General features: G+C 72.1%; 18 protein-coding genes. 4 read left to right on the top strand and 14 right to left on the bottom strand.

Translation table 11 applies throughout. The features are described from left to right. Nucleotides 1-35 precede the first annotated feature (35 nt). From ABT154_RS08595 to ABT154_RS08570, 6 genes are all read right to left on the bottom strand, one after another. Nucleotides 36-1,304 carry an enolase C-terminal domain-like protein gene (locus ABT154_RS08595; RefSeq protein ID WP_351854603.1) on the bottom strand — a complete coding sequence of 423 codons (1,269 nt, stop codon included), beginning with the start codon at nt 1,302-1,304 and terminating at the stop codon, nt 36-38. Further along, on the bottom strand, nt 1,301-2,266 hold the full coding sequence (locus ABT154_RS08590; protein ID WP_351854600.1) for a 5-dehydro-4-deoxyglucarate dehydratase: 966 nt from the start codon (nt 2,264-2,266) through the stop codon (nt 1,301-1,303). Before ABT154_RS08590 ends, ABT154_RS08595 begins: the two co-directional genes overlap by 4 nt. A 47-nt stretch (nt 2,267-2,313) precedes the next feature. Then, the gene (locus ABT154_RS08585) at nt 2,314-3,180 is read right to left on the bottom strand and encodes a carbohydrate ABC transporter permease (protein WP_351854598.1); all 867 of its coding nucleotides are present in this window, start codon (nt 3,178-3,180) and stop codon (nt 2,314-2,316) included. Further along, entirely contained in the window at nt 3,177-4,178 is a 1,002-nt protein-coding gene (locus ABT154_RS08580) for a carbohydrate ABC transporter permease (protein WP_351854595.1), read from the bottom strand. The genes ABT154_RS08585 and ABT154_RS08580 overlap by 4 nt, the downstream gene beginning before the upstream one ends. Then, nucleotides 4,175-5,500 carry a sugar ABC transporter substrate-binding protein gene (locus ABT154_RS08575; protein WP_351854592.1) on the bottom strand — a complete coding sequence of 442 codons (1,326 nt, stop codon included), beginning with the start codon at nt 5,498-5,500 and terminating at the stop codon, nt 4,175-4,177. Before ABT154_RS08575 ends, ABT154_RS08580 begins: the two co-directional genes overlap by 4 nt. A gap of 409 nt (nt 5,501-5,909) precedes the next feature. Continuing rightward, nucleotides 5,910-6,920: a hydroxyacid dehydrogenase gene (locus ABT154_RS08570; RefSeq protein ID WP_351854590.1), complete on the bottom strand. Its 1,011-nt coding sequence runs from the start codon at nt 6,918-6,920 to the stop codon at nt 5,910-5,912. 259 nt (nt 6,921-7,179) lie between these two features. On the opposite strand from ABT154_RS08570, the gene ABT154_RS08565 reads away from it, so the two are divergent. Together ABT154_RS08565 and ABT154_RS08560 are read left to right on the top strand one after the other, a co-directional pair. Then, nucleotides 7,180-8,061 (top strand): fumarylacetoacetate hydrolase family protein, encoded by an 882-nt coding sequence (locus ABT154_RS08565; RefSeq protein WP_351854587.1) that lies wholly within the window; start codon nt 7,180-7,182, stop codon nt 8,059-8,061. A gap of 11 nt (nt 8,062-8,072) precedes the next feature. Next, entirely contained in the window at nt 8,073-8,687 is a 615-nt protein-coding gene (locus ABT154_RS08560; protein ID WP_351854585.1) for an SGNH/GDSL hydrolase family protein, read from the top strand. Between the two features lie 22 nt (nt 8,688-8,709). Here the strand turns inward: ABT154_RS08560 and ABT154_RS08555 are convergent, their stop codons facing one another. Beyond that, on the bottom strand, nt 8,710-9,027 hold the full coding sequence (locus ABT154_RS08555; protein ID WP_351855077.1) for a calcium-binding protein: 318 nt from the start codon (nt 9,025-9,027) through the stop codon (nt 8,710-8,712). A gap of 137 nt (nt 9,028-9,164) precedes the next feature. Between ABT154_RS08555 and thpR the strand changes: the two genes are divergently transcribed. Further along, nucleotides 9,165-9,782: an RNA 2',3'-cyclic phosphodiesterase gene (gene thpR / locus ABT154_RS08550; RefSeq protein WP_351854583.1), complete on the top strand. Its 618-nt coding sequence runs from the start codon at nt 9,165-9,167 to the stop codon at nt 9,780-9,782. 138 nt (nt 9,783-9,920) lie between these two features. Beyond that, nucleotides 9,921-10,853, top strand: coding sequence for a class A beta-lactamase (gene bla, locus ABT154_RS08545; RefSeq protein ID WP_351854580.1), 933 nt, complete (start codon nt 9,921-9,923; stop codon nt 10,851-10,853). Nucleotides 10,854-11,283: 430 nt separating this feature from the next. On the opposite strand, the gene ABT154_RS08540 is transcribed toward bla, so the two are convergent. The 7 genes from ABT154_RS08540 to ABT154_RS08510 form a co-directional block, all read right to left on the bottom strand. Then, on the bottom strand, nt 11,284-12,417 hold the full coding sequence (locus ABT154_RS08540) for an FAD-dependent monooxygenase (RefSeq protein WP_351854578.1): 1,134 nt from the start codon (nt 12,415-12,417) through the stop codon (nt 11,284-11,286). 148 nt (nt 12,418-12,565) lie between these two features. Then, nucleotides 12,566-13,132, bottom strand: a complete 567-nt coding sequence (locus ABT154_RS08535) for a GTP-binding protein (RefSeq protein WP_351854575.1) — start codon at nt 13,130-13,132, stop codon at nt 12,566-12,568. A gap of 6 nt (nt 13,133-13,138) precedes the next feature. Then, complete coding sequence (locus ABT154_RS08530; RefSeq protein WP_317877555.1) at nt 13,139-13,495, bottom strand: DUF742 domain-containing protein; 357 nt, start codon at nt 13,493-13,495, stop codon at nt 13,139-13,141. A gap of 65 nt (nt 13,496-13,560) precedes the next feature. Next, nucleotides 13,561-13,998: a roadblock/LC7 domain-containing protein gene (locus ABT154_RS08525; RefSeq protein WP_351854572.1), complete on the bottom strand. Its 438-nt coding sequence runs from the start codon at nt 13,996-13,998 to the stop codon at nt 13,561-13,563. Then, complete coding sequence (locus tag ABT154_RS08520) at nt 13,995-16,769, bottom strand: sensor histidine kinase (protein WP_351854569.1); 2,775 nt, start codon at nt 16,767-16,769, stop codon at nt 13,995-13,997. The genes ABT154_RS08525 and ABT154_RS08520 overlap by 4 nt, the downstream gene beginning before the upstream one ends. 485 nt (nt 16,770-17,254) lie before the next feature. Further along, nucleotides 17,255-18,196 carry a M48 family metalloprotease gene (locus ABT154_RS08515; protein WP_351854567.1) on the bottom strand — a complete coding sequence of 314 codons (942 nt, stop codon included), beginning with the start codon at nt 18,194-18,196 and terminating at the stop codon, nt 17,255-17,257. Beyond that, entirely contained in the window at nt 18,193-18,567 is a 375-nt protein-coding gene (locus tag ABT154_RS08510) for a BlaI/MecI/CopY family transcriptional regulator (protein ID WP_351854564.1), read from the bottom strand. Before ABT154_RS08510 ends, ABT154_RS08515 begins: the two co-directional genes overlap by 4 nt. Nucleotides 18,568-18,573 lie beyond the last annotated feature (6 nt).

Raw genomic sequence — 18,573 nt, 5'->3', positions numbered from 1 at the left:
TCAGCGGGTTCCCGGAGTCGGGCGGGGCGGCGGGCTCAGCGGGGTTCGTGGACGTCCTCGCGGAGCCGTACGGAGGGGGCCACGCGCGCGAGGTAGCCGGTGTCGTCGCGGCGGGTCAGTCCGCAGGCCAGGTACTGGTCGTGCAGCCGGGCGAGCGCTTCACGGTCGAGTTCCACGCCGAGGCCAGGAGTGCGCGGGACGGTGATCGCGCCGTCGACGAACTGCCAGGGCACGGTGACGACGTCGTCCTCGGGCCGCTTCCACGGCCAGTGGGTGTCGAGGTCGTGGCCGATGGCGGGGGTCGCGGCGGCCAGGTGGACCATCGCGGCCAGGCTGATGCCCAGATGGGAGTTGGAGTGCATGGACATCTCGATGCCGAAGTTCCGGCAGCAGGTGGCCAGGTGCTGCGAGGCCTTCAGTCCGCCCCAGAAGTGGTGGTCGCCGAGCAGGACGCCGATCGCTCCGACCGGGACGGCCCGGGTCAGCTGCTCCCAGGTGACCACGCACATGTTGGTGGCGAGCGGCATCGGGGCGACGCGGGCGAGATCGGCCATCGCGGGGATGCCCGCGACCGGGTCCTCCAGGTACTCCAGCACGCCCGACAGCTCCTCGGCGACCCCGGCGGCGGTCTCCGGGTCCCAGCTCGCGTTGGGGTCGAGCCGCAGCGGATGGTCCGGGAACGCCTCGCGGAGCGCCCGGATCGCGGCGACCTCCTCGTCCGGGGGGAGCACGCCGCCCTTGAGCTTGAAGGAGCGGAAGCCGAACCGGTCCGCCATGAGACGGGCCTGAGCCACCAGCCCCGGGGCGTCCAGAGCCGGGCCCCACGCGTCGGGCGCCTGCCCGGGGTGTGCGGCCCACTTCGCGAACAGGTAGCCACAGAAGTCGATCCGGTCGCGGGTCGCTCCGCCGAGGAGGTCGGAGACGGGCCGGCCAAGGTGCTTGCCCTGGAGGTCGTGGCAGGCGACCTCGAACGGTGAGGTGACGCTCGCGACGGTCTTCTCGGCGCCGCCCTCGCCGATGAGGCCGTGGGCGTCGCGTGCGACCCGGCCGCCGACGACCGCGCCGACCCGCCGGGACAGTTCGTTGAGGTCGAAGGGGTCGAGGCCGGTCAGTTCGTCGGCGGCGGCGCGCAGCAGTTCGAGGTGGGCGGCGTCGCCGTAGCTCTCGCCGAGCCCGTAGGCGCCGGTGTCGGTCCGCACCTCGATCACGGCGCGGAGCGCGTACGGCTCGTGGACGCCGACGGCGTTGAGGAGCGGCGGGTCAGCGAAGGCGACGGGGGTGATGACGACGGTGGTGATCTTCACGAGGCCACCGCCACGGACTCGTCGGCGGCGGAGGCGGCGGGGCCCTGCACCTCGGCCAGTGCGCGGCGTCCCTCGTCGAGCAGCTCCCGCAGTCGTTCGACGTCGTCCGGGGCGGCGTCCACCAGGGGCGCCCTGACGTGTCCGACGTCGAGCGAGCGCAGTCGGGCTCCGGCCTTGACGAGGGCGACGGCGTAGCCGGGGACCTTGTCGCGGAGTTCGGTCAGCGGCAGGTAGAAGCGGGCGAGGAGGCGTTCGGTCGTGGCGGTGTCGCCGGCCGTCAGGGCCGTGTGGAAGGCGCGGGCGATGTCGGGGGCGAAGCACAGGACGGCGGAGGAGTAGTCGCGGACGCCGATGGCCCGGCAGGCCGCGGCGCTCACCTCGGCGGTGGGCAGGCCGTTGAGGAAGGCGAACGACTCGGCGCGCGGGTGGCCGCTGGTGCGTACCGCGGTGACCATGCGGGCCAGCATGTCGAGGTCGCCGTTGCCGTCCTTGATCCCGGCGATCCCGGGGACGGAGAGGAGGCGGAGGGCGGTGGACACGCCGATCCTGGCCAGGCCCCGGCGGTAGACGACGACGGGCAGCCGGCCGGCGCGGGCCACGGACTCCGCGTAGGCGAGGTAGCCGTCCTCGGTGCCGCCGACGAGGTACGGCGGGAGCAGCAGGATCCCTTCGGCGCCGGCGTCCGCGGCGGCGGTGGCCGCCGCCCTGGCGTTGCCGAGGCCGCCCCCGGCTCCGGCGTACACGGGTACGCGCCCGGCGACGACCTCGACGGCGCGTCGGACGACCCGGGTGTACTCGGGTCCGCTGAGCGAGGAGTACTCCCCCGTGCCGCAGGCGACGAAGAGCGCGGCCGGTCCGTGGGCGAGCTGATCCTCCAGGTGGTCGGCGAACACGGTCGTGTCGACCTCGTCGGACGGGGTGAACGGCGTGAGCGGGAAGGACATCAGGCCGGACGGGATCACGGGAGGTGGTCCTTTCGTGAGTTCGGCGGTACGAGGGGAGTTCCGGGTCAGCCCTTGAGGGCGCCGCTGGACAGGCCGTGGACGAAGGAGCGCTGGAAGAAGAGGAAGACGATCACGGACGGCAGCAGGGCGAGGAGGGACGCGGCCATGACGACGCCGGGGGTGACGAGGGGGTCGACCCTGAGGGTGCGCAGGGCCAGCGGCAGCGTGTAGGAGGACGAGTCGGTGGCCACGAGGAGGGGCAGCAGGTACTGGTCCCAGATCATGGTGAAGCCGAAGACGCCGATGACGCCGAGCGCGGGCTTGCACATCGGGAGGATGATCTGCGCGAAGATCCGCAGGTCTCCGGCGCCGTCGATGCGCGCCGCCTCCTCCAGTTCCTTGGGCACCTCCTTCATGAACTCGGTCATGACGAGGATGGAGAACGCCCAGGCGCCGACGGGGACGATCATGCCGGCCAGGGTGCCGATCAGGTTGAAGTGGACGACCGGCAGGTCGGCGAGGATGACGGACAGCGGGAGGGCCAGGATCTCTTCCGGCAGCATCAGCGTCGCCAGGATCGCGACGAACACCAGGCTCATCCCCCGGAACCGCTTGCGGGCCAGTGCGTAGCCCGCGAGGACGGAGACGGCCACCTGGAGCAGCAGCCCGAACCCGACGACGAAGAACGAGTTGAGCAGGTACTTCAGGACTCCCTGGTCGAACGCGACCGTGAAGTTGTCCACGGTGGGATCGGAGGGGATGACGCTGAGCTGAGTCGGGTCCTTGACGTGGTTGAACGCGCTGACCAGGAGGGCCAGGAGCGGGCCCGCGAACAGCAGCAGGACCATGAGGTAGGTGACGGCCTTGAGGACGCGGCCACCGGCGCTCCGGCTCTCGGTGAGACCCAGCGCGGTCTCGGTCGGCGCGCTCATTCGTTACCCCTCCGTCGGAACAGGTGGACGCCGACCGTCAGGAGCAGCGTCGCCAGGAACAGCAGGACCGCTCCGGCGGCGCCGACGCCGAGCCGGTTCTGTTCGAGGCCCAGCTTGTAGATGACGGTCATGACGACCTCGGTCGAGCCGTCGGGGCCGCCGTTGGTGAGCAGGAAGACCTCGGTGAAGACCCGCAGGCCGCGGATGGCCGCCAGGATGAAGAGGATCGTGAGGACGGCCCGCAGTCCGGGGACGGTCACATGGCGGATGCGCTGGAACCTGGACGCGCCGTCGACCTTGGCCGCCTCGTACAGGCCGCGGTCGACGCCGGCGAGTCCCGCGAGGAAGATCATCATGTCGTAGGGCGCGCCGCGCCAGATACCGGTGATCATGATGGAGACCATCGAGCTGTCGGGGTCGTTGATGAACCCGGACGGGCCGAATCCCACAAGGCCGAGGAGGGAGTTGAGCATGCCGTCCTGGGTGGGGTGGTACATGATCCGCCAGAGTTCGGCGACGACCGCGATCGGCACGACGACCGGCAGGAACGCCGCCGAGCGTACGAAGCCGAGCTTGCGGCCCTGTCCCTCCATGAGCAGGGCGAGAGTGAGGCCGAGCAGCATCGACCCGACGGTCTGGCCGACCGCGAGGACGACGGTGTGCCAGGCGGCCTCGCGGAAGCCGTCGGAGGTCAGGACGGTGGCGTAGTTCTCGCCGCCGACCCACCGGTTGCCCAGATAGGGCTGGACGTCCTGGAAGGACATGGCCAGCGCGCTGGCCATGGGGATGAACTTGAAGTACAGGAAGAGGATCAGGGCCGGGGCCAGGAACAGCCACGGCGTCCACCACCGGCCGCCGCGGCGGCTGCGCACCCGTCGGGAGACGGGCCGGCCGCCGGGGTGCGCGGTCGTGGACCCCGCCTCCGGCAGGCCGTCCGCCCGGGCGGTGGAGCCGGCCGCCGCGGGGGCGGCCGACTTCACCTGGTCGACGCTCGTCATCCGGCGATTCCCTGCTCCTGGAGGATGTCGGCGAGCTTCTTGTCGAGTTCGCGCAGCTTGGCGCCGGCGTCGAGGGAGCAGTCGGCCATCAGGGCGTTGACGGTCTCGGCGGTGACCTGTCGTACGGGGGTCCAGTTGGGGATGGACGGGGCGTAGCGCCCGGAGGCGCGGTAGACCTCGGCGTACGTCTTCCAGCGCGGGTCGGGCCGGACCTCGGTGACGTCCACCGTCTTGTTCACGGGGAGCTGGACGGTGGAACCGTCCTCGCCCTGCATGCCGAGCTTCTGGCCCTCGGCGGAGATGGCGTAGCCGGCGAAGGCGTCCTGTCCCGCCATGTTCTCCGAGCCGGCCATCAGGTAGACGGAGCCGCCCTCCGCGAGCACGGTGGCGTCCTTGGGGCCCTTGGGCATGGGGACGACCTCGTACTTGTCCTTGCCGAGCGACTTGTCGAAGCGGGGCATCAGATAGGGGCCGACGACGAACATGCCGGTCCTGCCCGCCTCGAAGGTCTCGTTCGTCAGCGGGGTGTCCATGGTGACGGCGCCGGGCTGGATGACCTTGCTGTCGCAGCCGAGGGCGCGGAACCAGCGCACGGCCTCCATGGACTCCTTGCTGGTCATGGACGGCTTGTACTTCCCCTGGCCGGCCTCGGTGATGAAGTCGCCGCCCGCGGCCCAGAGGAAGTTGGAGAAGTACCAGGAGGCGTAGCCGCGCTTGGTGGAGAGCGGGGCGGCGAGTCCGTACGTGTCCTGCTTGCCGTTGCCGTCGGGGTCCCGGGTGGTGAAGGCCTCGGCCATCGCGGCGAGGTCGTCCCAGCTCTGCGGGGCGCCGAGCTTCAGCTTCTCACGCCAGTCCTTGCGGATGAGGAGGGCGCCGGCCTGGGCGGAGTACGGGATGCCGTACTGCTTCCCGTCGACGCTCTTGCCGGAGTCGAGGCCCTGCTCGACGAGGTCCCCGCTGCTCTTGATCTTGCTGAGGTCGATCTCCCTGAGCAGCCCCTGACTGTGCATGGAGCCGAGCTGGGTGACGTCGTTCATGACGATGTCGGGCAGGTTCCGCTGGGCGGCCCGCTGCTGGAGCTTCGTCTCGAAGTCGTCGAAGATCGCCGTGACCTTCACCTTGTGGCCGGTGGCCTTCTCGAATCCGGCGACCAGCCGCAGCGTGGCCTTCTCGCCGGGGCCGCCGGGGGTGGTCCTGGTCCACAGCTCCAGTTCCGCCTTGGCGTCCTGCTTGGCGTCCGTGCCGGCGGGGCCGGACGTACAGCTCGTGAGGGCCAACGCCGAGGCGAGAATACCCGCGCCGATCCATCGCGTTCTCTGCATCACCACTCCTGTTCGCCGCCCTCGGCAGCTGGCCTGTAAGCGCTTGCCGGGGACGCTAACGCGCGGCCGATCGGGGGTCAATAGTCCGATGACTGAAAAGAGTTGGGGGCGGGATATTCATGTTCCGCCGGAGGCGCGCCGAAGCCCCTTCGGAGTGCCCATCACCCGCTTGAGCAGTCAGGGGGCGGGGGTTGGGGGCGAGGTGCCGTACGAAGGTGATGGGGCTACGGTCGGGCGACCACCACCCAAGCCTCGGCCAAAGATCCGATGTATGTCCGAGGCGGAGGACCCCGGGCCTCGACATTCAAGCCAGCACAGGCACGAGGGCCCGGTTGGCGGCTCTCCGCGCCCGGGGTGCGGCTCACCCCGCGGGGCCCGTTCACGGCTCTCCGGGCCGGCGGGCGGCTTCCTACGCCCTGGTCGCGGCCCTGGTCGGTTCCACGGCGTGACGCAGGGGCTCGCCGTTCACCAGCCGGCGCAGTTCGTCACGGACGAGTTCGCCGAGACGGGCCCGCTCCCCGCCCATGGCGCCGGCGAGATGGGGGGTGAGGACGACGTTCGGCAGGGTGAACAGGGCCGAACCGGGGTCGGGCGGCTCGGGCCAGGTGACGTCGAGCACGGCGGTGAGGTCGGAGCGGTCCCAGAGGACTCCGATCACCTCCGGCTCGTTCAGGACGGCGCCGCGGGCCGTGTTGATCAGGGTGGCGCCCTCGGGGAGGAGGGACATCAGCCGCTTGCCGACGAGGCCTTCGGTCTCGGGGAGCAGCGGGGCGTGCACGCTCACGACGTCACACGCCGTGAACAGTTCCTCGACTCCGGTGAGCCGGACGCCCAGCCCGGCGGCGAGGGCGGGGTCGATCACGGGATCGCAGGCCAGCACCTCGATGTCGAAGTGCCGCAGGTGCTCCGCGACGAGCCGTCCGATCTCGCCCAGACCGAGCAGGCCGACGCGGGAGCCGTATCCGCCGGCCACCCGGGGGTCGTGCGGGAACTTCCCGCGGGCGGCCACCTCGCGGCCCTGCCGGTGGACCTGTTTGAGGCCGAGCAGGATCTGGGCGAGGCTGAACTCGGCGACCGGGACGGCGTTGGCCGCCGCCGCGGTGACGATCGGGACGCCCCGGGCCCAGAACTCCGGTGTGGTCAGATGGCGCACCGAACCGGCGGCCACCATGACCGCCTTCAAGCGTGGTGCGTGGGCGAGGAGTTCCGCGTCGAGGACCGGCGCTCCCCAGCCGGTGAGCAGCACGTCGACCTCCTCCAGGACGGCCGGATCGCGCCGGAGGGCCTCGCGGGTGAGGGCGGGGGCCCGGAGGTTCACCAGGCGCCCGATGTCCTCGATGACCGGCGCCGGGTAGACATCGGCCCTGCGCCCTTCTTCCATGACCAGTTGGGCGTTGAGCATCCTCGTCGTGTCTGCCATCGGCTCGGCCTCCTGGGGCGTGGCGGTCTGGGCGCCGGCCGGCCGCTCCCCCGGGGCCGGGGCGCCGTGGGACGCGCCGGCGCGGTACGGGAGCGGGTGCCGGGAGCGGCCGTCGGCGCGCCACACGATACATCGGATGACACCTCGGGGCGATGGGCGGATCGCTCCCCCGCCGACAACTACCTCTGGACAAAACGCCAGTTGATTGGTTGCATTCCCGGGTCGATACATCCGATGTATAACGTGAAGGGTGGCTGGCATGCGCGTGCTGAGAGTCGGAGAGGCGGGGGCCGAGCGCCCCGCCGTCCTCGGTGGGTCGGGTGAACTCCTCGACGCTTCCGGCGTCCTCGACGACATCGACCACCGCTCCCTCGCCGACGGCGCCCTCGACCGCCTGGCGCGCGCGGTGGCCGCCGGGGAGCTGCCCGTACTGGACTCCGGAGAGCCGCCCGCTCCCGGCGCCGCGACCGGCGTACGGATCGGCGCGCCGGTGGCACGCCCGGGCAAGGTGGTGTGCATCGGCCTCAACTACCGTGACCACGCCGAGGAGACGGGCGCCGCGATCCCGGCCGAGCCGGTCGTGTTCATGAAGGACCCCTGGACGGTCTCGGGGCCGTACGACGACGTGCTGGTCCCCCGCGACAGCGTCAAGACCGACTACGAGGTCGAGCTCGCCGTGGTGATCGGCAGGACCGCGCGCTATCTGGAGAGCGACGAGGAGGCCCTCGCGTGCGTCGCCGGGTACGCCGTCTCCCATGACGTCTCCGAGCGCGCCTTCCAGCTGGAGCGCGGCGGCCAGTGGGACAAGGGCAAGAGCTGCGAGACCTTCAACCCGCTCGGTCCGTGGCTCGTCACCCCCGACGAGATCCCCGACCCGGGGAAGCTCGCCCTGAGGCTCTCGGTGAACGGCGTCGAGCGTCAGAACGGCACGACGGCGGACATGGTGTTCCCGGTCGCCGAGATCATCCGCTACCTGAGCCGGTTCATGGTGCTGTACCCCGGCGACGTCATCAACACCGGGACCCCGGCCGGTGTCGCCCTCGGCCGTCCGGAGCCGCGCCCGTACCTGCGCCACGGGGATGTCGTCGAGTGCGGGATCGACGGGATCGGTTCCATGCGCCACACCTTCCGACAGGCCTGAGAGGACACCCTGTGCAGTTCACCCCGTCCGACCGGCTGCTCTTCATCGGGGACTCCGTCACCGACACCGGGCGCGACCGCGAGGACCCCTCGTCCCTCGGTGCCGGCTATGTACGGCTGGTCTCCGAGGCACTTCCCCCCTCGGTGACGGTCCTCAACCGGGGGGTCAACGGGAACCGCGTCCGGGACCTGGAGGCGCGCTGGTCCACCGACGTCCTCGCGCTCGGTCCGACCGTGGTCACCGTGCTGATCGGGATCAACGACACCTGGCGCCGCTACGACCAGGGCCTTCCCAGCCCGTTGCCGGAGTTCGAGGCCGCCCTCGGCCGCGTCCTGGCCCTCGCCGGGGAGAAGTGCGCCGCGCGGCTCTTCGTGATGACGCCGTTCCTGCTCCCGGCCACCCCCGAGCAGGCGACCTGGTGCGAGGACCTCGGTCCTCGGACGGACGCCGTCCTGCGGGCCGCCGCCGCCCGGGGCGCGACGGTGGTACGCACGGACCTGGCGCTGCACCGCGCCGCCGAGGTGCACGGGGCGGCGGCCCTCGCCCCGGACGGCGTCCACCCGACCCCGCTCGGCCACCGCGTGGTGGCGGAGGCCTGGCTGACGGCGGCGGGGGCGGGGGCGTGACGACCGGTCGGAGGTAGAGGGATCAGGGGCAGCTGATGCGGATGTCGCCCGGGTCGGTGGTGCGGGTGTCCCTGCCCATGCCCCCGTTGGCGGTGTCGTTGCCCGTGACGCCGTCGGTGGTGGTGAGCCGGTCGTTGCCGTAGGAGCCGGTCAGGAGGTCGTCGCCCGGGCCTCCGTCGAGGGTGTCGTCGCCGTAGCCGCCGTCCTCGTCGTCGTTCCCGTAACCGCCGTGGACGGTGTCGTCGCCGTAGCTCGCGCGGATGGTGTCGTTGCCGCCGAGGCCGCGGATCACGTCGTTGCCGTAGCCGCCGGTCAAGGTGTCCGCGCCGCTCGTGCCGATGATCGTGCACCCCGGGAGTCCCCCGGGACCGGTGTCCCGGGCGTCTGACCGGCAGGGACACCGCGTACCCTCACATCGCGGGAGTGGCGTGCGGGACCGGGTTTCCGGGCGCGGGCAGGGCTAGCGGGGAACGGAAGATGACTCAGGCACACGGACGGGCGACGGACTCCGAAGGAGACGGACGGAACCGGGCGGCCACCGTGCGCGTGTTCGTCGCCCTCGCCCCGCCCGACGAGGCGAAGGACGAGCTGGCACGCGAGCTGGGGCCGGCGTACGAGGCGTACCCGCGCATGCGGTGGAACCGGATCGAGGACTGGCACATCACGCTGGCGTTCCTCGGCGAGCTTCCGGCCGCGACCGTTCCGTCCCTGCGGCCGCCGCTCGCGGAGCTCGCGGCCTCGCACCGGCCGGTCGAACTGGCGCTGCGGGGCGGCGGGCACTTCGACGAGCGGGTTCTGTGGAGCGGGATCGAAGGGGACCTGGAGGGGCTGCACCGGCTGGCCACCGACGTCCGCACGGTGGCCAGGGAGTGCGGTGTCGCCTTCGAGGACCGGCCGCTGCGGCCCCATCTGACCCTGGCGCGGGCGCGGCGGGACGATCCGTCCAGCGTGGTGACGGTGGCCGCCGGACTGGCCGGGTTCACGGGGCACGGCTGGCGGGCGGAGCGGCTGCATCTGGTGGGCAGCGACTTCGGGCGCGGTCCGGGACCGATCCGGTACCGCGACATCGAGGCCTGGAGCTTCGACGGGCGTTGAGACCCGCTCGGGGCGTCGGTGGCCGTCGCGTGTCAGCGATCGGGGGGCCGCCGTGCCACGCTGCGCGGTCCGGCGGAACCGGGTGGGGGCCGTCCGCGTGGTTGCCTGTGCAGTGATCGCTCTGGAAGGGAAAACTCCTTGTCCACCTCGTCCAGCACAGATTTCGGCTCGTCCCGTCGTACCGCTCTCACCCTCGGAGCCGGCGCGGCCCTGACCCTGGCTCTGCCTCTCGGCGGCTCCGCGTACGCCTCCGTCCCCGAGGGCGAGGACATCGGCGCCCGGCTGCTGGAGCTCGAACAGCGGCACTCCGCGCGCCTCGGGGTCTACGCCCATGACGTACGCACGGGGCGCACGATCGCGTACCGCGCCGGAGAGCGGTTCCCGATGTGTTCGACCTTCAAGACGCTCGCCGTCGCGGCGGTGCTGCGCGACCTCGACCACGACGGTACGTTCCTGGCGCGGCGCATCCGGTACACAGAGGCCTACGTCCGGCGGTCGGGCTGGTCCCCTGTGACCGGGAAGTCCGAGAACCTCGCCCACGGCATGACGGTCTCCGCGCTCTGCGACGCCACCCTCAGGTTCAGCGACAACACCGCCGCGAACCTCCTGCTGCGCGAGCTGGGCGGTCCGACGGCCGTCACGCGGTTCGCGCGGTCGGTCGGGGACCGCACGACGCGCCTCGACCGCTGGGAGCCCGAGCTGAACTCGGCGGAGCCGTCGCGGGAGACCGACACGACCACCCCCCGGGCCATCGGCCGAACCTACGGGCGCCTCGTCCTCGGCGGCGCGCTCGCGCCCCGGGACCGGGAGCGGCTCACCGGCTGGATGCTCGGCAACACGACGAGCGTCGAGCGGTTCCGCAAGGGGCTCCCCGCCGACTGGGCGCTCGCCGACAAGACCGGCGGCGGACGATACGGCACCGACAACGACGCGGGCGTCACCTGGCCGCCGGACGGCGGGCCGATCGTGCTGGCGGTGATGACCACCCGGGACGCGGAGGACGCGTCCCCCGTCGACGCGCTGGTCGCCGAGGCGGCCTCGGCGGTGGCGGCGGAGCTGAGGTCGCGGTAGCCCGGAAAGTGGCCACGATAAATAGGTTGAGCGTCGTCCCGGGCCTTCCTAGGCTGTGGTCACACGCTGAAAGGAGGTGATCCGAGAACATGGTTTCTTTTCGGATTCGTGAGGTGACTGCGGGCTAACGGCCTGCCGTCGCACTCTGTGCACCTCGGCAGGCCACCTGCCGAAAACCACGCAGTCACCCGACCCGTGGGCCGCCGGTATTCCGGCCGGCTCCCGTCCGAACTCGAGCGGACGGGACCAAGGCCCACGGGTCGTCCGCGTTCCCGGACCCGACCGGCTCCGGCTCCGACCGGCTCCGGCTCCGGCTCCGGCTCCGGCTCCGACTCCGACTCCGACTCCGGCGGCGAAGGAGAGCGACCCGCATGCGCGTCGCCGCCCCGGTCTCGGGAACCGGGGCACCGACGCGCATCGTGAGCCTCTGCTAGTAGGGCTTCGCCAGAACGTGCGCGGCGCCCGGGATGCCGATCTCCAGGAGGGCGTTCTCGTCCGCCGTGGTCGGGGCGCCCATCTCCTGCTTGAGGATCGCGCGCGACATCGCCTGCACCCACATCGCCCGGGGGCGGCGCCGGGCCTCCCAGGCCTCCAGCGCGGCCGGCACGGAGTCCGCCTCGTCGAGGGACAGGGCCAGCACGAGGGCGTCCTCGACGGCCATCGCCGCACCCTGGGCCAGGTGCGGGGTGGAGGCGTGGGCGGCGTCGCCCGCGAGGACCACCCGGCCCACGTGCCAGGGCTCCTCGACGGTCACCTGGGAGATGCGGGAGTAGACGACGGCCGAGGGGTCGGTGACGGCGGCGAGCGCCTCGGCGACGGGGCCGGAGAACATGGCGAGCCGCTTCGCGAGCTCCTCGTGCGCGTGCTCAGGATCCGGGCGGAAGTCCTCGGCCTCGGCGAACACGGCGCCCAGGTACATGAGTTCGTCCGTGATCGGGGTGAGCAGGGCCTTGGCCTCCTGGCCGGCCGTGCCCATCACGACGCCCTGGACGTCGGCGTGGCGCGGCATGGTGACCCGCCAGTTGGCGAATCCGGTGTACTCGGGTGCGTACCGGTCGCCGTAGAGGCGGGCGCGCAGGGGGGAACCGATGCCGTCGAAGCCGACGACGAGGTCCCAGCGGCCGGTGGAGCCGTCCGAGAGCGTCACGTCGACGCCCGTGCCGTCGTCGTCGAGCTCGGTGATCGTCGCGGCGAACCGGACCGTGGCACCGGCGGCGACGGCGGCGTCGCCGAGGACCTTGGCGAGGGCGGGGCGCGGTATGCCGTTGCTCGCCGGGACGTCCTCCATGCGCGGCTGCGGGATGCGGGCGAGGGTGTTGCCCGCCGGGTCGGCGATCGTCAGGGCCTCCCACTCGAAGCCCGCTTCGAGGCAGGCGTCGAGGACGCCGATCTCGCGCATGACGTGAAGGGCGTTGGACGGCTGGATGATGCCGACGCCGAGCGCGTCGAGTTCGTCGCGGAGTTCGACGACCTCCACGGTGTGGCCGCGCCGGGCGAGGGCGGTGGCGAGCACGAGGCCGCCGATGCCTCCGCCGTGGATCAGGACGCGCAGGTGTGATGCCATCTCGGATGTCTCCAGAACGTGACGGGGGAAGGGGAGAGGTGGTCGCGGAGGGGGAGGGCCGCAGGGGGAGAGCCCGCGGGGGGGCGCGGGGCGGGGGGCCTGGTCTCGGGGAGGGGGCGGTCCCGGGGAGGGCCGGCGGCCGGGTCGGTCAGACCGGCGCCGGGAGCCTCATCAGGTGGTCGACCAGCGCCAGGAGCACGTCCTTGTCGAAGGAGCGCTGCCGGACGTCGCCGATGAGCAGCGGGACGTGCGGATCGAGGTCGAGCGCGGTCCTGATCTCCTCGGCCGTACGGGTGTTGTGGCCGTCGAAGCAGTTGATCGCGACCACGAAGGGGATCGCCCGGCTCTCGAAGAAGTCGATGGACGCGAAGCTGGTGTCGAGGCGCCGGGTGTCGGCGATGACCACGCCGCCGAGGGCGCCGTTGACCAGGTCGTTCCACATGAACCAGAAGCGTTCCTGGCCGGGCGTGCCGAAGAGGTACACGACGAGTTCGTCGCTGACCGTGATGCGCCCGAAGTCCAGGGCGACGGTCGTCGTCTCCTTGGCTCCGACACCGGCGAGGTCGTCCACGCCGACGCTGGCGGTGGTGAGGTACTCCTCGGTGCGCAGCGGTGCGACCTCGCTGACCGCGCCGACGAGGGTGGTCTTGCCGACGCCGAATCCGCCGGCGACGAGGATCTTGACGGCGGCAGGGGCCGCCTGAGTGCTGATCATGGGATTTCAGAGTCTCCGGAGTCCGTCACGGACGGCGGCCAGCAGGCCGCCGTCGGCGCCCCCCGCCGCCCGCGCCACGACAAGTGGCGCCCGAGCGGACAGCAGGCGCTGGCCGACGAGGTCGGCCAGCAGGATCTTGGTCACCGACACGGGGAGGTCGAGACCCGCAGCGACCTCCGCGACCGCGGCCGGCCGGCGGCAGAGTTCGAGGATCAGCCGGTGTTCCGGCTGGAGGCGCCCCGGACGCAGCGGCCGGCCGCGCTCGTCGAGGGGCTGCTCCACCGTCGTGAGGACCGTGATGAGGGTGAAGTCGTCCCGCTCGGGGGCGGTACGGCCGCGGGTGATGGTGTACGGGCGCACCATCGTGCCCGAGGCGTCCTCCTCGGACTCCTCGGTGTACTCGGTGGACCCGTACTCCCAGCCGGTGTTCACACGCCCTGCCCGACCCCGGTGCCGAAGGCGTCGAACTCGGAGCGCACGGGGGTGCCGAGCTTCTGGCCGACCTGCTGGACCAGGTTGTGCATGGCGAGCGACATGACCTCGGCGTCCACCTCCTGCGAGGCGACGACGGCCAGGTGGGTGCCCTGCCCGGCCGAGATGATGAAGAGCCAGAGGTCGGCCAGCTCCACGATCACCTGGTGGACCACGCCGCCGTGGAAGAGCTGTCCGACACCGCGGGCGAGGCTCTGCTGACCGGTGCAGATCGCGGCGAGGCGCTCGGCGTCGGCGCGGTCGATGGTCCGCGAGTGGCTGACGACCAGGCCGTCGTCGGAGAGCAGTACGGCGTTGCGGGTCTCGGCCACGGAGTCCACCAGGCCGTCGAGCAGCCAGTCCAGGTCCTGGTGGGTGGCGGTTGTGCGAGTCATGACCGTTCTTCTTCTCTCGTGGTGCGGGTGGGTGCGGGGAGCTCGGGCGCGGATCCGGGTGCGGGGCGCTGTCCGGTGTCCTGGTCCATGTGCGTACGGGTGGCGCGCGACCGGCGCTGGAAGGCTCCGATCGTGGCGCTCGCGCGGCGCGGGACGGGCCTGAGCAGGGGGTCGTCCTGCCAGTTGAGGGGCGGTGCCGGGGTGGCCGCGGGGGCGGGGGTGGGAGCGATGCGGAGCTCGTCCACCAGGCTGGCCTGGCGCACCCGGCGCGGAAGCGGCGCGTCCGCGACCGGCGGATGCTGCTCGGGCTGCTCGGGCGACCCGTAGGGGTGGTTCCCGGCGTACGAGGGGGGCGTGGGCGGCGTGTACGCCGGGGCGCCCTGCGGGACGGCGTGCGGACCGGGCTGCGCGCCGTACGGCTGCCCGGCCTGCGCCGGGGCCTGCGGGACGGCGTGCGGTGCGGGCGCGGCGCGGCGCGGCGCGGTCCGCGACGGCGGGAAGGGCTGCGGCGCGGAGTGGTGCTCCGGCGAGGGGTGGGACAGGGCCTGGGACAGCGGCTGGGGCGCGGGCTGCGCCTGGACCTCGTCCTGGGCCTGCCGGTGGGGCCTGTTCAGAGCAGTCACATCGGCCAGCGCTCGTCCCTGTACGCGGGTGGGCAGGGCGTCGCCCCGCGTGTCCGCGGACTGCGTGGGCAGCAGCGGCGTGATCACGGGAGCGGGTTCGGAAGGGGACATGGGCATGTGTTCGGGCGCCGGCTGTCCGGGAAGCGGGGTGACGACCGCCCGGGGAGCGGAGCCCGGCACGGAGGCCTCGTCGGGGACGGCCACCGGGCCGGTGCCGGCCGCGTGCCCGCTCTCGGCTCCGGGTCCGGTGACCACGTACTCCTGGGGTACGAGTACGACGACCCGTGTGCCCCCGTACGCCGAGACACGGAACTCGACCCGCAGCCCGTACTGGTTCGCGAGCCGCGAGACGACGTGGAGTCCGAGCCGGATGTCGTCGCTGTGGGCGAGCAGGTCCATCCGGGCCGGCCGGACCATCAGCTCGTTGGCCTCGGCCAGCTGCGCCGCGTCCATGCCCAGGCCGCGGTCCTCGACCTCGATGGCCAGTCCGTGGCTGACCTGGGCGACCCTGATCTCGACGGGGCTGGGCGGGCGGGAGAAGACGAGCGCGTTCTCGGCGAGTTCGGCGAGGACGTGCGCGACGGGTCCGACGGCTCGCGCCGCGAGCCAGGGGCTGCCGTCGAGGTCCACCACGACGCGGCGGTAGTCCTGCACCTCGCCCTGGGCGGAGCGCAGCACGTCGAGCAGCGGGACCGGCTTGCGCCAGCGACGGTGCGGAGCGCCGCCCGCGAGGATCACGAGGTTCTCCTCGTAGCGGCGCAGGCGGGCGGTCAGGTGGTCGAGGTCGAAGAGGCCGTCGAGGATCTCGGGGTCCTCGTGGCGGCGCTCCAGCTCGTCCAGCTTCTTGAGCTGCTGGCCGATGAGCTGCTGGGTGCGGCGGGCGATGCGCTGGAGGAGCCGTTCGAAGCCGCGGTGTTGGTCGGCCTGCCGGACGGCGGCCTCGATGGCGCTGGTGCGGGCGAGGTTGAACGCCTCTCCGAGGCGGGTCAGTTCGTCGGAGGCGCGGTCGCCCATGTCCTGCCGGACGGCCTGCGCCTCGGCCTCGACGTCGATGCGCTCGCCCTGGCCGAGTCGTTCGACGACCTCGGGCAGGGCCTTCTCCAGGGCCTCGGCCTGCTCCTGGAGCCGGCCGATGCGCAACCGCAGGGTGCGGGTGAGGCGCCAGGTGGTCCAGATGACCGCGATGACGGCGAGCAGGCCGATGATCGTGGTGAGTGCCATGCGGGTGAGCAGGGAGAGGATGGTGCCCTTGCCCTCCTCGATGACCAGGGCCGTGCGGTGCTGGAGGAGCTTCTCGATCTCGGGCGTGAGGGAGTCCATGGCGCCGCGCCAGCGCTGTTCGCCCGCCCGGAGGGCGACCGAGCCGTCATCGGCCGGCGGGGCAGGGCGCAGGACGGCGTTCTCGATGTCCGTCTTGGCCTTCCACGCGGGACTGTCGACGATCGCGCTCCACATGGCCTTCTCCTCGGCCGGGAGGAGCGGTACGACATGGGTCGAGGACAGGAACGTCTGGCCGGACACCGCCTCCCGGAACTCCCTGACCTCCTCGGGCGTCAGCTTCCGGTCGCGCCAGCCGCGGGCGAGGAGGGCGTCCGAGCGCGACACCATCTCCTTGACCCAGAAGAGGTCGACGAGGGGCTGCGAGAGGGTCGTGATGCGGCCGTTGTCGACGCGGCTGAGCGCGGCGAAGAGTTCGAGGTCGACGGCGATCAGATCGGTGTAGTAGTCGTACACGGCCTTCTGCTGGTCGCTGTCACCCCCGTCCACGAGGGAACGCTGCACCGGCAGCTGGCCGATCGCGTCGCGCGCGGTGGCGACGGCGTCCAGGACCTCGGCGGGGGCGTCGCCCTCGCCGACGTCGGAGAGCACGCGGAAGCGCTCGACCGCCTCGTCGGTCCGTGCCCGCTGCGCGGTCAGCGCGTCGGCCGCGCCGGGGGTGCGGGCGAGGACCTCGGCGCTGAGCCGCCGCTCCTCCTGGAGGTTGAAGTACACGAGGTTGGAGGGCTGGCCGGCCTTCTCGGCCAACAGTCCTTGACCCGCTTGCCTTTGGAAGTCGAGGAAGGTCTGGCCGCTGGTGACGCCCCAGAGGGCGACCAGAGCGATGCCGGGGACGAAGGCGAGGATGAGCAGGGCGGTCCCCAGCGACATCGATGATGTCGCACGGGTCCGCCGTGACGCGCGCGTGCGCAGGGCATGCTCCTTGGGGTGGAGCAGTCTGACGACTACTCAGGTACTCGGGTGCTCGTGCTCGAAGACTTGGTGATCGGGCGCGGCGGCACTCGGCCGAAGTCGATGTCCTGACAGATGCCACGCCCCAACGCGTGCATATTAATCACGCCTTGATTACACGTGATCCCCGGGTCCACCACAAGCGATCACAAGTCGACTCACTTCGACGCACGTTCACCTCACCGCAACGCACCCGACAGCGCGTCCACCTCTACGCGACGGCACGACGAAGCACCTCATTCCGCGTGAGAACCGGCGCCCCAGTACACTCACCACCCACTCCCGCATGCGTCACCACCACCCGCATGCGATCAACGTCACCCCCTTTGCGCGGATTATCGGCGTTTGCAATTACGGCCCACGCCTCGCCCTGTCCGCGTCGGTGATCCCTGGAGGCCCGTCGATCAGTCGGAAGGGTTCTCGCCCTGAGCGACCTCGACACCACGGTGCAACCAGACCGCCCCGGCCAGCGATGAGGCCCCAGCGGCCGTGCAGAGCAGGACGATGACGACAAGGGCCGCACTCAGGCGCCGCGCCGGCGCCCGGGTGAGCAGCGCCTTCACGCGGGCGGGCACCGGTCCGGTCGTACTGCCCGCGGCGATCACCGGGAGCGGTGGGCCAGCCGTGCGAGGTGTGGAGGCGAGTGCCGCGCGGCCGACAGCCCTGGCCGTCAGTCTCCGGTCGCCGCACGCTCGGGCGGCGGCCTCGTCGGCTGCCCTCTCAGCGGCGAACGAGACCTCGGGGACGACGGAGGCCAGGGCGGGGTGGCACCAGCCGGCCAGGCGGGCGAACCCGAGGAACAGGTGGTGACGGGCGGAGAGGTGGGCCCGCTCGTGGGCCAGGAGCGCCTCGCGCTCGCCGGGGGCCAGCACCCGGAGCATCCCGGAGGTCACCACGATCCGGCCGCTCTCGCGCGATCCGCCCGGCAGCGCGAAGGCGTCCGGCCGGTCGTCATCCACCACGCACAGCCCTCCGGCCTGCGTCAGGCCGACGATCCGGCGGCGCGCCGCCCTCAGCCGGAGCAGTTCGGCGGCGACGCCCCGTACCGCGGCGAAGAGGCTCACGGCCAGCGCGCCGACCGCCGGCACAGCGGCGCCGTACGCCACGACCGGCGGGCCCGCGTGGAGCGGAGTCAGCAGGTGGACAAGCGACGCGAGCACCGGCAGGCGCAGGGCGAGCGGCAGGACGAGGGCGCCGAGACAGGCGATCGTTCCCGCGGCAAGGACACCGACGGCGGCCGTAATGGCACACAGGGCGACATCCGGGCGCACTCTCGCCACGGTCCGGCGTGCGAGGGTCGGCAACACCCAGGGGATCGCGAGGGGAAGGAGAAGAAGGGCGATCACCCGCCGCTCTCCTCCAGCAGGCGGCGGAGTGCCGCCTCGTCGTGAGGGCTGAGGCCCTCGACGAACCGGGCCAGGACGATACCGCGGTCGTCGCCGACCTGGTCGAGTTCGCGGTGCATGCGCCGGGCGGTCAGGCCGTGCGCGTCCTGGACGGGGAAGTAGACGAAACCCCGTCCGGCGGGGCGCCGGTCCACGATGCCCTTCTCATGCAGCCGAGTCAGCAATGTGGCCACCGTGGTGCGCGCCAGGTCCTGGGATATCGTCGCGCGCACCTGCGCGGCCGAGAGCGGCGTGCCGGCCGACCACAGCGCGGCAAGGACGCTGGCCTCCAGCTCGCCTGCGGGCCTGCGCTCGCCCTCCGTGTCCGCCATGAGATC

The organism is Streptomyces sp. NPDC001728 (genome assembly GCF_040297565.1).
Classification (GTDB): Bacteria; Actinomycetota; Actinomycetes; order Streptomycetales; family Streptomycetaceae; genus Streptomyces.
The sequence above is the reverse complement of the archived record's forward strand: the minus strand, read 5'-3'. Positions and strand labels throughout refer to the sequence as shown.

What these genes read in the sequence shown, in the direction of transcription:
- ABT154_RS08585 (WP_351854598.1), bottom strand. Translation starts at nt 3,180, where the DNA reads ATGAGCGCGCCGACCGAGACCGCGCTGGGTCTCACCGAGAGCCGGAGC.
- ABT154_RS08580 (WP_351854595.1), bottom strand. Translation starts at nt 4,178, where the DNA reads ATGACGAGCGTCGACCAGGTGAAGTCGGCCGCCCCCGCGGCGGCCGGC.
- ABT154_RS08575 (WP_351854592.1), bottom strand. Translation starts at nt 5,500, where the DNA reads ATGCAGAGAACGCGATGGATCGGCGCGGGTATTCTCGCCTCGGCGTTG.
- ABT154_RS08570 (WP_351854590.1), bottom strand. Translation starts at nt 6,920, where the DNA reads ATGGCAGACACGACGAGGATGCTCAACGCCCAACTGGTCATGGAAGAA.
- ABT154_RS08565 (WP_351854587.1), top strand. Translation starts at nt 7,180, where the DNA reads ATGCGCGTGCTGAGAGTCGGAGAGGCGGGGGCCGAGCGCCCCGCCGTC.
- thpR (WP_351854583.1), top strand. Translation starts at nt 9,165, where the DNA reads ATGACTCAGGCACACGGACGGGCGACGGACTCCGAAGGAGACGGACGG.
- ABT154_RS08540 (WP_351854578.1), bottom strand. Translation starts at nt 12,417, where the DNA reads ATGGCATCACACCTGCGCGTCCTGATCCACGGCGGAGGCATCGGCGGC.
- ABT154_RS08535 (WP_351854575.1), bottom strand. Translation starts at nt 13,132, where the DNA reads ATGATCAGCACTCAGGCGGCCCCTGCCGCCGTCAAGATCCTCGTCGCC.
- ABT154_RS08530 (WP_317877555.1), bottom strand. Translation starts at nt 13,495, where the DNA reads ATGGTGCGCCCGTACACCATCACCCGCGGCCGTACCGCCCCCGAGCGG.
- ABT154_RS08525 (WP_351854572.1), bottom strand. Translation starts at nt 13,998, where the DNA reads ATGACTCGCACAACCGCCACCCACCAGGACCTGGACTGGCTGCTCGAC.
- ABT154_RS08520 (WP_351854569.1), bottom strand. Translation starts at nt 16,769, where the DNA reads ATGTCGCTGGGGACCGCCCTGCTCATCCTCGCCTTCGTCCCCGGCATC.
- ABT154_RS08510 (WP_351854564.1), bottom strand. Translation starts at nt 18,567, where the DNA reads ATGGCGGACACGGAGGGCGAGCGCAGGCCCGCAGGCGAGCTGGAGGCC.